Origin of the sequence: Actinoplanes campanulatus, from assembly GCF_014647795.1 — a bacterium.
In the GTDB taxonomy this organism is placed as follows: domain Bacteria; phylum Actinomycetota; class Actinomycetes; order Mycobacteriales; family Micromonosporaceae; genus Actinoplanes; species Actinoplanes campanulatus.
Genome location: NZ_BMPW01000015.1, coordinates 24,272 through 37,056, shown reverse-complemented (window position 1 = coordinate 37,056; position 12,785 = coordinate 24,272). Strand labels below are relative to the sequence as shown.

Annotated in this window: 12 protein-coding genes; 7 read left to right on the top strand and 5 right to left on the bottom strand. The window is 65.5% G+C overall.

The window, feature by feature from the left end:
- Positions 1–15 precede the first annotated feature (15 nt).
- The 4 genes from IEZ13_RS26980 to IEZ13_RS26970 all read right to left on the bottom strand — a co-directional run bounded on the left by IEZ13_RS26980 (position 16) and on the right by IEZ13_RS26970 (position 3,183).
- Positions 16–1,413: an MBL fold metallo-hydrolase gene (locus IEZ13_RS26980; RefSeq protein WP_183218419.1), complete on the bottom strand. Its 1,398-nt coding sequence runs from the start codon at positions 1,411–1,413 to the stop codon at positions 16–18.
- A 121-nt stretch (positions 1,414–1,534) separates the two neighbouring features.
- Positions 1,535–1,798, bottom strand: coding sequence for a metal-sensitive transcriptional regulator (locus IEZ13_RS26975; RefSeq protein ID WP_221245259.1), 264 nt, complete (start codon positions 1,796–1,798; stop codon positions 1,535–1,537).
- A 285-nt stretch (positions 1,799–2,083) separates the two neighbouring features.
- On the bottom strand, positions 2,084–2,341 hold the full coding sequence (locus tag IEZ13_RS46825; protein WP_221245157.1) for an integrase core domain-containing protein: 258 nt from the start codon (positions 2,339–2,341) through the stop codon (positions 2,084–2,086).
- The gene (locus tag IEZ13_RS26970; RefSeq protein WP_183218278.1) at positions 2,290–3,183 is read right to left on the bottom strand and encodes a helix-turn-helix domain-containing protein; all 894 of its coding nucleotides are present in this window, start codon (positions 3,181–3,183) and stop codon (positions 2,290–2,292) included. Before IEZ13_RS26970 ends, IEZ13_RS46825 begins: the two co-directional genes overlap by 52 nt.
- A gap of 358 nt (positions 3,184–3,541) precedes the next feature.
- Between IEZ13_RS26970 and IEZ13_RS26965 the strand changes: the two genes are divergently transcribed.
- From IEZ13_RS26965 to IEZ13_RS26950, 4 genes are all read left to right on the top strand, one after another.
- Complete coding sequence (locus IEZ13_RS26965) at positions 3,542–4,216, top strand: Crp/Fnr family transcriptional regulator (RefSeq protein ID WP_183218280.1); 675 nt, start codon at positions 3,542–3,544, stop codon at positions 4,214–4,216.
- 103 nt (positions 4,217–4,319) lie between these two features.
- Positions 4,320–5,099: a hypothetical protein gene (locus tag IEZ13_RS26960; RefSeq protein ID WP_183218282.1), complete on the top strand. Its 780-nt coding sequence runs from the start codon at positions 4,320–4,322 to the stop codon at positions 5,097–5,099.
- A complete protein-coding gene (locus IEZ13_RS26955; RefSeq protein WP_183218283.1) occupies positions 5,096–7,072 on the top strand; it encodes a hypothetical protein in 1,977 nt (658 codons plus the stop codon). The genes IEZ13_RS26960 and IEZ13_RS26955 overlap by 4 nt, the downstream gene beginning before the upstream one ends.
- Positions 7,073–7,077: 5 nt before the next feature.
- Positions 7,078–7,473, top strand: coding sequence for a hypothetical protein (locus IEZ13_RS26950; RefSeq protein WP_183218285.1), 396 nt, complete (start codon positions 7,078–7,080; stop codon positions 7,471–7,473).
- A 922-nt stretch (positions 7,474–8,395) separates the two neighbouring features.
- On the opposite strand, the gene IEZ13_RS47970 is transcribed toward IEZ13_RS26950, so the two are convergent.
- Positions 8,396–9,361 (bottom strand): hypothetical protein, encoded by a 966-nt coding sequence (locus IEZ13_RS47970; RefSeq protein ID WP_372441880.1) that lies wholly within the window; start codon positions 9,359–9,361, stop codon positions 8,396–8,398.
- Between the two features lie 48 nt (positions 9,362–9,409).
- On the opposite strand from IEZ13_RS47970, the gene IEZ13_RS26940 reads away from it, so the two are divergent.
- The 3 genes from IEZ13_RS26940 (at position 9,410) to IEZ13_RS26930 (ending at position 12,537) form a co-directional block, all read left to right on the top strand.
- On the top strand, positions 9,410–10,837 hold the full coding sequence (locus IEZ13_RS26940) for a recombinase family protein (protein ID WP_183218289.1): 1,428 nt from the start codon (positions 9,410–9,412) through the stop codon (positions 10,835–10,837).
- Between the two features lie 219 nt (positions 10,838–11,056).
- Positions 11,057–11,500: a hypothetical protein gene (locus IEZ13_RS26935; protein ID WP_183218291.1), complete on the top strand. Its 444-nt coding sequence runs from the start codon at positions 11,057–11,059 to the stop codon at positions 11,498–11,500.
- Complete coding sequence (locus IEZ13_RS26930) at positions 11,497–12,537, top strand: tyrosine-type recombinase/integrase (protein ID WP_183218293.1); 1,041 nt, start codon at positions 11,497–11,499, stop codon at positions 12,535–12,537. Before IEZ13_RS26935 ends, IEZ13_RS26930 begins: the two co-directional genes overlap by 4 nt.
- Positions 12,538–12,785: the final 248 nt, after the last annotated feature.

The window sequence follows — 12,785 nt, the reverse complement described above, 5'->3', positions numbered from 1 at the left end:
TGCTCCTGTTCTGTTTCAGTGTCCGGGGATGATGGCCAGGCCGGCGTCGGCGGCGTCGGCATAGGCGTCGTCGATGTGCACGACCTGCCGGCCGGCGCGTTGCAGCAGGCTGGTGGCGACCGCGGCGCGATAGCCGGAACCGCAGTGCACCCAGACCGCGCCGCCGGGCACCTCCGCGAGGCGCCCGGGCAGGTCGGGCAGCGGGATGTGGATCGCGCCGTCGATGTGGTCGGCGCGCCACTCGTTGCTCATCCGCACGTCGAGCAGCACATCCACCTCGGGAAGGCCGTGCGGCGGGGTGCCGGCGCGTGCGGTGGCCAGGTCGGCGAAGGTGGCGGTGGTGAGCCGGGCGAGGCGGGTGTCGTCGCTGCCGGCCCACTGCTCGGGCTCGCCGATGGCCGCGGCGGCGGGCCGGTCGATGCCGATCCGGGCCAGTTCCCGCTGGGCGTCGGCCACCTGTTCCGGGTTGTCGCCGAGCAGGGTGATCGGTGCGCCCCACGGGGCCATCCAGGCCAGCCAGGTGGACATCGGACCGTCGAGGCCGAAGCTGAGGGTGCCGGTCAGGTGCCGGTGCGCGAACGCCTTGCGGTTGCGCAGGTCGACCACCCATTCGCCGGCCGCGATCCGGGCCGCGAGTTCGGCCGGGTCGGCGGCGGCGACCGGGGTGAGGTCGATCAGGTCGGCGCCGGCGGTGTTGCGGGCGCCCATATGCGCGTAGTACGCCGGATACGCGTCCAGGCCGGCCAGTGTTTCCCGTACGAAGTCGTCGGTCTCCAGCCGCAGCGCCGGGTTCGCGGTGCGTTCCCGGCCGATGGTCGACTCCGGCGCGTCCGACTGCGTCGCGGAGCAGAAGCTGCCGAAACCGTGGGTGGGCCACACCTGCGCGCCGTCGGGCAGCAGGTCCGCCAGCCGCCGGACCGAGGCGTGCTGATGCTCGGCCAGGGTGTGGGCGTGCTGCTGACCGAGCAGGTCGGTGCGGCCGGTGGTGCCGAACAGCAGCGACCCGCCGGTGAACACCCCGACCGGTCCGGCGTCGCCGTCGAGGACGTACGACAGGTGGTGGAAGGTGTGTCCGGGCGTGGCCACGATTCGCAGCCGCATCCGGCCGGACACGGTGATCTCGTCGCCGTCGGCCACCGGCCGGCGCTCGAAGCCCACCTCGTCGTCGGCGGCGACCAGATACGTGGCACCGGTCAGCTTCGCCAGGGCCAGGCCGCCGGAGACGTAGTCGTTGTGCAGGTGAGTCTCGGCGACATGCGTAATCCGTACGCCGAGCCGGGCAGCCAGGGCCAGGATCCGGTCGATGTCGCGTTGCGGGTCGACGACGATCGCGACCTGCCCGTCATGGGCCAGGTAACTGCGGTCGCCCAGAGACGAGGTCTGCACGACCTCCACGCTCAGCTCATCCACCAGAATCTGTCTCAAAGTCACGTTTGAACTCCATTCAGTAGATACCCCTGGGGGTATATGAGAAGCGCAATGCGGCCAAGGTCTTACCGCCTCGCCGCCTATGCGGGCGGCGAGGGCGGATCAATCAGGAAAGGGAGAGGAACAGCTTCTCGAGTTCCTCATCGCTCATCGGCGGCTCCTCGCCGCGTTCGCGGGCGGCCTGGCACTCGCGCATACCCGTCGCGATGATTTTGAACCCGGCCCGATCGACGGCACTGGACACCGCGGCCAGTTGAGTGAGAACCCGCTTGCAGTCCTCCCCGTTCTCGATCATCGAAATGACCGCGCCCAGCTGTCCTTGCGCCCGCTTCAGTCGGGTCAACGCGTCCCTGAGCAGGACCGGACTCATCTCCACCAGTACCCACCTCCATCAGAAAGCTACCCCAGGCAGTACCGGCAAGCCCGGACTCGGCCACGTCGATCCGCACTGGCGGCGCGAATCGATCCACTCGCGCGCCGCTGTCGCCTGCCCCGGCCCGCCGACGCGCACGGAACGGCCTGACTGGCGGCCGGCGACACTTTCAAGATACCCCCGGGGGTATCCGTCGAGGCAAGGTGACATGAATCCCACGAGCCGCGGTCGGCGACCAAGGTCCTCCGGCCCTGCGGGTGCCGCTAATGACATCCGTGCTGGTCAAGCGGCATGTTCGTATTCGTGGATGAGTCCGTCGAGTTGGTCGTGTCGATGGATGCGGAGCCGTGCGAGCGCTGCTGGTTCGGTAGTCGGGTCGGGTAATGCTCGCAGGGGTCGTGCGTTCGCGATGCCTCGGTGCGGCCGATGTTCGTTGTGGTGCTGTTCGTACTCGCGCAGGGCGTACAGCAGATGGGCCTGGTTGAAGATCAGAGTCCGGTCGAGCAGTTCATGGCGGCAGGACTGGATCCACCGTTCCATGATCGGTTCATCCGAGGTATGCGGACGCCGCTGAGCACGACCTCGATGCCGGCGTCGGCGAGGATCGTGTCGAACAGGGCCGGGTACTTGCCGTCACGATCGCGGATCAGATACTTCACCTGGCAGTCGGTGTCTTCGAGGTCCATGGCCAGGTTCCGGGCAGCCTGCGCGACCCAGGCGGCGGTCGGATGGGGCGTGACGCCGAGAATCCGGACCCTGCGGGTGGCGTGCTCGATTACGGCCAGCATGTAGAGGCGGGCGCCGGTCAGCGTCACGGTGTCGAAGAAGTCGGCCGCGATGAGACCTTGGGCTTGGGAACGCAGGAATGTCGCCCACGTAATGCTCGTACGCTCGGGTGCCGGGTCGATGCCGGCGTCTTTGAGGATCTCCCAGACGGTGGAGGCGGCGACCTTCACGCCGAGGACGAGCAGTTCGCCGTGGATGCGCCGGTAGCCCCAGGCGGTGTTCTCCGACGCCAGACGCAGCACCAGCGTCCGGATCGACCGGACCGTTCGTGGCCGCCCGACCGACCGGCGAGTCCGGGAACTCCTGGCATGCCGGCGGGCGATCAGATCACGATGCCAGCGCAGCACGGTCTCCGGGCGCACCACCAGCCGCAACTGGTGCAGCACAGCTCGTGGCAGCGGGTGCAGCAGAGCCGCCAGCCAGACCCGGTCGATCCGGGTGAACCGGACCCGGTCGCCATGAAGCTGCCGTTCGAGCACCGTGATCTGGTGTCGCAACGCGAGGATCTCGGCATCCTTGTCACGGTCGCTCATCGGCAACAGCCGCAGCAGAGCCAGGGTGTTGGTCACACCGAGGTACGCCAGTCGCAGCAACACAACCGATCATCCTCGCGGAGCGCTCCGCATCGAATATCGCCGAGGTCCGGTCGCTGAAACCAACCCGAGTCCTGCCTACACTCGTCGGCTTTCGAGATGGCTGTGACCAGGGCGGATGAGGTTTTCGGCACCCGCACGCCTGGCCACGACGATCTCATGTCGCAGTTCCACGATCGGCAATCGCGTCCGGACCAATCCCGGCGCCCAGGCCTCGCGCTGCCGCAACAATACGTGATCAAGAAAGTCGAACGATGATCATGTCATGTGCCGGGTAGATCGCGAGTCTCAAGCGTCAACTGTGACGGGACAACCGAAGAGATACTCGGCATAAGGAATCGATCATTATAAGTTTTACCCTGTGGTGTCTGATGCAGAGCGAGAAGTTGCTCACGGATTTCGCGCCTTCATCTCGGCGGCCGACTGGGTAGACCTTGCGACGTCCGGCGTCCGGCGGGCTTTCCGTCCTGGCGACCTGCTGTGTCGTCAGGGTGATAGCGGTGACTATGTCTACGTCTTGCTGGCCGGGGCCGTAAAGGTGGTCCGAAGCGAGGCTGTGGGAGGTAGAACGGTCTTGACCGTCCGATCTGCGGGCGACCTGATCGGTGACATCGCGGCTGTCGATGGCGGCCAGCGATCTGCATCGGTGTCCGCACTCACCGCTCTGACCTGCCGCCTGCTACGTGGGCCGGATTTTCGACTCTTCCTGGAACGGCGAGAAGTGGCCACCGGCTTCGCTCGCTATACGTTCAGGCGGCTGCGGGAGTCCGACAGCCAGCGGACCGAGCTAGCTGTCCTACCGGTTCTCGATCGGGTGGCTCGGGCACTCGTCCGCCTGCACGACGCCGCAGCGATCGAGCGCGGGCGCACGACCATCTTCCTGCCGCAGCAGGATCTCGCAGAGTTCGTGGGGGCATCGCGTAACGCAGTAGTTCTTGCCCTAGGCGTGTTGAGGGCTGAGCGTTTCATCGATACCGGTCGGCGGCGTATCACCATCCTGGAGGCTGAAGGTCTGCGCCGTCGGGCGAACGGGTGATAGCCCCATCACCTATTGAGCGCCCAATAGTGGGCAGAGCGTGGGTTCGGTGCCCGGCACGATGACCTGGTCAGCCAGTCCACCATCGGAGAGGCCAAAGTCAATGACGATCAGCCGTACTCCATCCCGCCCGCTGCCGCCCTATCGGGCGATCCTTGCCGTTGACGCCAAGGATTTCACCAAGCTCCCCGCCAGCGCCCATGAGGACACCTCAGTCGCCATCAAGTCGGTCGTCGGTAGCGCAATGCGCGATGCCGGCCTTGAGGCAGATTGGGTTGAGCCCTTCTTTTTCGGGGACACAGGCGACGGGTTCGCCGTCGGTCTGCCAACGCGCATCCTGCCGTTCCTTATCGACCCGTTCCCGGTGCTGCTCCAGGATCGGCTCGCGCAGCGCCGCAACGAACATCCCGGCGAGGTAGCGCTACGCCTGCGCGTCAGCCTGCACGTGGGGCCCTTACCGGTCGATTCGGCAGCGCCGTCGAGCACGGGTAACGGAGCGGCCCGCAACGACACCCATCGGTTGCTCGACGCGGACGTCATAAAGGAAGCGCTGCGGGACGTCAGCCCAGAGATCGCCCTCGTCGCAATGATCATCTCAGAGCGAGTTTACGACGATGTGGTCCGCGGACGATACGCGGGCCTGCATCCTGACAACTTCGTCCCCGTGACGGCCCGGGTTGCAGGCAAGAGTTTCGACCAGCCCGCCTGGCTCCACCTGCCAGCCCAGCCAGGCCGCCCATTTGAGAGCGACCCCACCAAAACCGCCGATCCGGCGAACCATACGGCCACGATTCCATCCTCGCCGTTCCTGAGCACCAACTACGGACAGGTAGCCCAGATCAACCACGGTGGCATGCACCAGGGTGAAGGGGCAACGGGATGAGCGAGACGACCGAGCTCAGAAACTACGGGCAGTACGCGGGCGTCAATTACGGCGGTATGCACACGCACCGGCACGAGACCCGCCTCCTGAGCCGGCTCATCGTTGCGCAGCGGCTTGACCGTGGCCGAATTGAGGAGGTGCTCAAGCGTTTCGCGCCCCGCACTTACCGGATATCCACAGGGCCGGAACTGGACCGCGCTGGTGCTGCAGCCCTGCTCGCCACGTCACCCTTTGTCGTCGTTGTGGGCGAGTATGGATCGGGTTTGGGCACGGCAGCCGAGGCGCTATTAAAGGAGTTCAGCGAGCAGGGTCGTCGACTTGAGCGGATTCGCATCGACGATGAGCAGTCCGGGCAATTCGCGGGTACTGACCTCCCGGCCGAGCAGGGCGTTGTCTATCTGCTTCGCCTGCCTCGCCAGCCCGGCCTCGTCGGACCGCATGTCGCCGAGGAAATCCGGGGCCACGCTGCGTTGCTGTCGGACCTGGACGCTCACTTGCTCGTCACTGCCAGTCCGGACGTCTGGCGGGCCGCCGGCGGCTTCGGTGGTCCGCACGTCCTCGAAGCTATCCCTCCATCTGGAGTGGAAGTGCTGCGGCACCATTCCTTCGCGAAGGCAGTCGACGTGGATGCCGTGCTGGCCCACACACCGGTAGCCGACCTGTTAGACCGCGCCTCAGTCGCCGATGCGGCCCATTTTGCACGGATTCTTGAAGACGCCGCCGGGACAGACGAAGACATCAGCCTCGATCAGTTGGTAACTGACACCTTGGGCGCCTACCGAGGGTGGCGCGAAGTTCTCAGTCGCTGGTTTGACGACAAGCAGCACGGACTGCGCGAACGCCTCTTCCTAACAGCGGCGGCCATGTTAGAAGGCCGACCCGCGCACCAGATCCTCGACGTGCTCGACGAACTGGGGAACAATGTGAGCGGACTGCCCAGTTACCGTGCGGAAGGATTTGCAGCGGCAGGACTGCACGCTTTGAAGGAGGCCATCGACGCCGACATACAGGATGGCCTACTGCGATTCCGTAAGCCGGGCTACGCCGAAGCCACACTGTCTTTCCTGTACGGCGACAGGGAAACCCGTTTCCGGGCAGGGCTATGGAAGTGGGCCGTAGGGCTGCCCCTGGGCCGCGGCCGACAGGAGGCCCAGGATCTCGGAAATCAGATTGCCGAGATGATGGTCAAGATCGTGCTGAGGCACTTCGACGTGGCGCCGTTGTACGAGCTGAAGCGCTGGGCCGACGAGGAAAACCTACATGACGTGGTTCTTCGGGCGCTTACAGCAGCCGCCGTCAGTGAAGAGGTAGGCCAGCAGGTGCGAGCTCAACTGTATGACTGGGCGTCCACAGACTCGACCGACGTGAAGTTGCAACGGGTGATCGCCAGAGTCTGCGCGGGGGATATGGCCGAATCTTACCCGCGTATTTCCTTTACCAGGTTGGGCCATCTTGCGGGCCGACGCGATAGCGCGGTACGAGAAGAGGTTATCACCGCAGTGGTGATGCTATGGAAGCGCCCACAGTTGCGGCACCGCATTATCCGGGCGGTAACGACCTGGATGGGGGAGTCGAGTCGGCTCGGCACTGCCTGGGGAATTGCGAGTAAGCTCGCCGCTAGTGAGGTGCACCCTCTTGCTGTCGCGGCAGAACATGACGGGACGCTCCGCGATCTCGTGCGAGCCTTCGGTGAGGCACTGACGGATCCGTCGATGGTTGTCCCTGCCGACGAGTTCGGCTCATCCACCCTCACGAACGCGCTAGGGTCGCCCGCCGACCGGGAGCTGGCCGTCCGATTCTTCGTTGACGTCGTCCGGTACTCGTCGGGCGGCAGTAGGCGGATTGTTCGCCTCCAGCGCATGCTGTTCACGTGGCAGCCCGGTGCGGAAGACGTGGCCCACCCCGATCGCCGTGACCTCCGTGACCACATCGCTGAGGCGCTCGCGCACGTCGACCCCGTTGGCCAAGGTTAACCGGGATGTGGGGACGGCTCATCCGCACGCGCCGTTTAGAGAATGCGGAACGGGAAAGCCGTCGGCGGGAGCTGCGATACCTCGAGTACCTGCGCGACGACATTTTCACGAAGCCCGACATTGCCCGCATGTATTGGCACACCCGGCACCCTGGCGATCTGCAGGTATTGAGCAGCACCGCTTTCGCCGATATCGCTGGCGAACTGCGGCCAGCGGAACGAATCGTCCCGCCCGCGAATCATGCACTCGCGGAGCTAATACGTGACTTTCTCCGTGGTCTGAGCGACGACGAACTTGCTCATCTCGTCCGCCAGTTGGGTGTGGTCTTCCGAAGTTTCGGGCGAAGCGATCTCGCGGATCAGTTGGACCCCCTCGCAAACGAGCGGCACCTGGAGGAATAGGCATGATTCCGAATGACGACGATGCAAACCAGGATCGGGCGAGTCAGGCTGGATGGGCTGCGCTGCAACAAGCCAAAGAAGTGATTCGATTCGCCGACGTGAAGGCGGCGGCTGCTTAGCCGCCGGTGTTCTGGAAAGCCAGCTGTGGACCGCGCGCAGTCTCTGGGGTCCGAGCGCTTCGGTTTGGGCACATGGGCTCGTCATCGCTGCTGTGCCCGCTGTAGGACTTAGCGCTCTCTTGGCTCTATACACCCTCGTACCGCGCCAGCAGGAAAGCACAACCGAATCCTTGCACCACTACCGCGAGGTGGACCGGCGCTTCGGTGGCGATCGCGAGCGCTTCGTCAACGCCTGGCTCGCGTTGGCGGCTGATCTGCGAGACGGCCGAGAGAGCAGTCGCCTCGCAGATCTGGGCGGCGAACCTCATCGCAAACCGCAGGTTCGCCCGAATGAAGTGGTCGATCCGTCTCCTGGTGGCGGGTATTACCATTTTGGCGCCTGCGGTTCTGTTCTGAGGTGGCAACGCCTAGCTCGGTTCCTGCTGTGCGCATCGTCTTAAACAGGTCGATTCATTCGAGCGGGTGATTGCTGGATGTATCGATAGTGCGGTTGCATCGACTCTTGTGAGATTTTCAAGATTGTACGGCACACCGCGGCACCGAGCATGCGAATTGGAGTGCATACCTGTGTGGAAAGAAAGTCGGGACGACAGTGTGGCGGCCGTATGTATTGACGGTGACAGCGAGGCCGAAGTATTCAACCGGGCAGCACAATGGATTGCCAAGAATGATGGCTCCGTTGAAATCCAGGCATTGCTGTGGAGGCGCGTTTCTCATCAGCGCTACCCAGGTCAGCCGATCTTCGAGATGCATATCTACTTCGAACCGCAATAGCCGAGATGCTGACCTGCGTGAAGATGCGATCACTGAGCCTTCCAACCTGATCTGCAGGTCATCCATGAAAGGGCGGGGCCGGTCAAGTAGTTCGTGCGGGGTGGCTTTTGGATGTTTCCGCCGGATGTTGAGCCTCGTGACGGGTGTGCGGGGGATAACGGCTGCGGGATCAACTCGTAGTCGGGGGATGCAGGGTCATTGCATGTTCGAGTAGCTGCTGGTCGCAGCCGTGATGAGGTCGGTGAACGGCGGTCGGCGCGTCGGTTGGCGCAGGCGACGTGGCAATCCCCTGAAACCGTAGAGACTTCGATCTTGAGTTCCTGGATCTTGTTGGGTCGGAGATCAGTGGCGGCGCAGCCGCCGCATCCCGTCTTGATCTCATGCTGTCTGCTCTGCGCGGGCGCGGGCCTCGTAGGCCGTCGGCGACAGCCGGCCCGCCGTCGAGTGCCTCCGGTCGTGGTCGTACTCATCGATGAAAGCGGCGATCGCGGTCCTGGCCTGCGCCCGGGTGGTGAAGCACCCGGCGTCAGCGAGCACCTCGCCAGGTCGCCGTCGGGAATGTGATGCAGCCACTGCCGCGTGATCTGGTATGCCCAGGCCAGCGGCCGGGCAGCTTGGCGGCGATCGTCGGCATTGCGGTGTGCCGCGATGGCGTCGTCGAGCAGGGCCGGAAGCAGCCGGCCTAGCGTCGAGTGCGCAACGGGCGAGCCGTGCCAGAGGGACCACGCGTCGGCAACGCGGTCTCTTATCGCATCCAGCGAAGGAATCTCGCGCGGCTCTGGACCGGGAACGGCGGCTCTCATGATGACCGCACGGACCGCCGCGATGGCCTCCGCCTGGGGCGCCCGCAGGCTGCCCGACGTCAAGGAGTCGAGGGGCCGCCCGATCAGGTCGTCAATTCTGCAGCCCAGCACGTTGCTGATGTTCACGAGGTCCGTCAGCCGTTCGGCGTGCATTCGGCCCTGTCCGACGGCGGATACCCATTGAACCGACATCCCGATACGTGCGGCGAGGTCGGCCTGGGTGAAGCCGGATGCGCGCCGATGCGTGGCGGGCTGTGGGTGCCCGAGGTCGGTGGACCGATCGACCCGGACAACGAGGCCCACGACCTGGTCATGTCCGTCTTCGGCGGGATGAGTAAGGGTGAACGGAACCGCATCAAGGTGCGGGTCCGTACCTCGATGGCGTCGCAGACACAGGTCGAGGGCAGGTTCCTCGGCGGCCGCCCGCCCTACGGCTACACCCTGGCCAACCTGGGTCCGCATCCGAACCCGGCCAAGGCCGCCGACGGAAGGCAGCTTCGCGGCCTCGTCCCGGACCCGAACACCGCCCCGGTGGTGCAGCGCATCTATACGGAGTTCCTGGCCGGCAACGGTCTCTACGTCATCGCCGAAGGCCTCACCGCGGACGGGATCCTGTGCCCCTCCGCCTACGACCGCGCACGCAACCCCCACCGGCGTGGGACCGCATGGTCCAAGAGTGCGATCCGGGTCATCCTGACCAATCCGCGCTACACCGGGCGGCAGGTGTGGAACAAACAGCGCACCGACGAGGTCCTGCTCGACGTCGACGACGTCGCCCTCGGCCACACCACGATCATGCGGTGGAACCCGAAGGAGAAGTGGGTGATCTCCAAGGACATCGTGCACACACCCCTGATCGACGCCGACACCTTCGACCAGGTCCAGCAGGTACTGCAACGACGCGGTGACGGCCCAGGATTCGAGCACAAGCAGCACCGCAGCCGCCACATATACGTGTTCAAGGGACGCGTGTACTGCGGCCTGTGCCACCGCAAGATGCAGGGCCAGCGCTCGAACGGGGAGGCCTACTACCGGTGCCGCTACCCCGAGGAGTACGCCCTGGCCAACAAGATCGTCCACCCGCGTAACGTCTACCTGCGAGAACGGGACATCGTCGGCCCTCTCGACGACGCACTGGCTGCCGCGTTCCGCCCCGGGCGCATCGATCGCACCGTCGCGATGATGGCGGCGGCCCAAGCTCCTGAACCTGTCGAGAGCGAGGCCACTCGCCAGGCTCGTGTCCAGGTGGCCAACTGGGACGCGAAGCTCACCACGTACCGGGCGGCACTGGAAGCGGGCGCGGATCCGGAGGTTGTCACCGGCTGGATCAAGGAGGCCCAGACCGAGCGCGCGAAGGCTGCCCGGGTGTTGAACGCCCCACCGCCGTCACGGGCTCCGCAGATGACCCCGGCACAGATAACAGAGTTGGTCGCGCAACTCGGTGACATCGGCGTCGTCCTGGGTGAGGCGGATCCAGCCGACCGGGCCGCCGTCTACCAGCAACTGGGGGTTCGGCTCACCTATCACCCGGATACACAGAAAGTCCGCGTCCAGGCACAGCCTGTAGCGGACTCTCATGGGGATTTAGTTTGTGTCCGAGGGGGGACTATTCCCCTCAATTGCGGCATTCCTTACACATTCGGACAAGTGGTCAACGAGTGCGCCTGAACACCGTGCTGCGGCATTTTCGCCACCCCGGGTTCAGGCTCTTCGCCTGTCCACCGACGGTCGATCTGCCGCCTGCCGGGCTGGTGAAGCCCTCGGCTGTGGAGTTGTCGGGGCAGTTCTCCTACTACTGACTGTAGACCCGCAGCTCTGCTTGCGCAGTTACTCGGGCGGGTGGCCGCTGTGGTGAGGGGCATTCCGCTGCCGGCTTTGGTGCCGACGATGAGCACCGGCGACCGGGAAGGTCACCGCCGCGACGTGGTCCGTCGCGCTTCGGTGAGCCGTAAACCGCTGCCGCTTCCCGACGCGCCGCCCCCTCCGCGTCGGGAAGCGGTCTTCGGGATGTGCGCCCTGGACGACAAGGGCCGCATCTCCGACGTGCGGGTCATGGCCGCGCTCGGCTGGGAACCCGGGCAGCGGGTGACGTTCACCGTCGCCCACGGCGTGATCGTCGTGGACGCCGACGAGGCCGGCGGCCAAGCAGTGTGCGGCCGCGGCTGCCTACGCCTGCCCGCGGGTATGCGGCGGGCGGTGGCGATCGGTTTGCGGGAGCGGGTGCTGCTGGCGGCGCTGCTCGTACCGGGCTGGCTGGTGGTGCATCCGATGGTGCATTTGGACCGCTGGTCGATGCCGGTCCACACCGCGGTACTGGGCGGTGAGCGATGACCGCGAGCAGGGTCAAACCCGAGGTTCTCGAAGCGGCACGGATGATGCTCGAGCAGATGGGCATCACTACCGATGACCTGCTGCAGGTGCCAGGCGTGCGCCGGCAGGTGCCGACGTTCGCCGAATACGTGCCCGTCGTCCTAGCCGCGATCGGCGCCGGGGCAGCGCGTACGTATGGCAACTATCTGCGTAAGGTCGTGGACCGGTGGGGTGATCGCCGGTTGGATGAGGTCACGCCGACCGAGGTCGAGACGCTGATGCGCCAGTTCCAGGCCGACGCGGTGCAACGCCGCAACTTCAGGGGCGGCACCGGCTCCGGCGAGCATCTGATCGCCGCGTTGCGGTGCGTGTATCGGAGGGCGGTCGCGGACCGGCTGATCGCTGATGCCGACGACCCGGCGAAGAAGGTGTCCAAGCCCCGCCGTCCGACGTCGCAGCGGATCGCCCTGCCGGATGAGCGGCTCGGCGAGCTGGTGGCGGCTGCGGCGACGGGCGGGAGGGATCCGGAGCTGGACGCGTTGATCGTCCGGTTCCACATCGAGACCGCCTGCCGCCGCGGCGGCCTGCTTAAGGTTCGGCCGATGGACCTGGACGTCCAGCAGTGCCTGGTCATGCTGCGGGAGAAGGGCAATACCTTCCGGCGCCAGCCGGTGTCACCGACCTTGATGTCGTTCCTGCTGCACCACGTCCATCAGCGCGGGGCCCCGCAGGATGAACTGTTGCTGCGGTATCTGACGGGTGGCCCGGTCGGCCGGCGCCGTTACGACGGCCTGTTCGTGCGCCTCGGCCGGACCCTGCCGTGGGTGACCGCCCAAGGCGTGTCCGCGCACTGGCTACGTCACACCACCCTGACCTGGGTGGAACGGGTCTACGGATACGGCGTCGCACTCGCCTACGCAGGCCATGCCGAATCACCGAACGACACTGGCACCACCGCCCGGTACGTGAAGGCGACCTTGCAGGAGGTCGCCACCGCGCTGGCAGGGCTGACGGGCGAACCGCATCCGCTGGCCCTGAGCGAGGAGACGGAAGACTAGAAGGCAGACGGCACTGCGGTGGCGATCACGCGATCACCACCGTAGTGCCTCACCACCGACGGCTCCACCATGGCTCAGTGCATGATCGACCCGGCTGGCAATGGCCACTGCCGGAACACCTTCAGGCCAGAATCGGTGTGCAGCTGGCCATCCGTGCCCGTACCGTGCGATGTGGATCTTGATCAAGCATGCTTGCCCATCTCGTTGTGATGACTTGATCACAAGGCCTGCTCGCACACTTTGTCTGC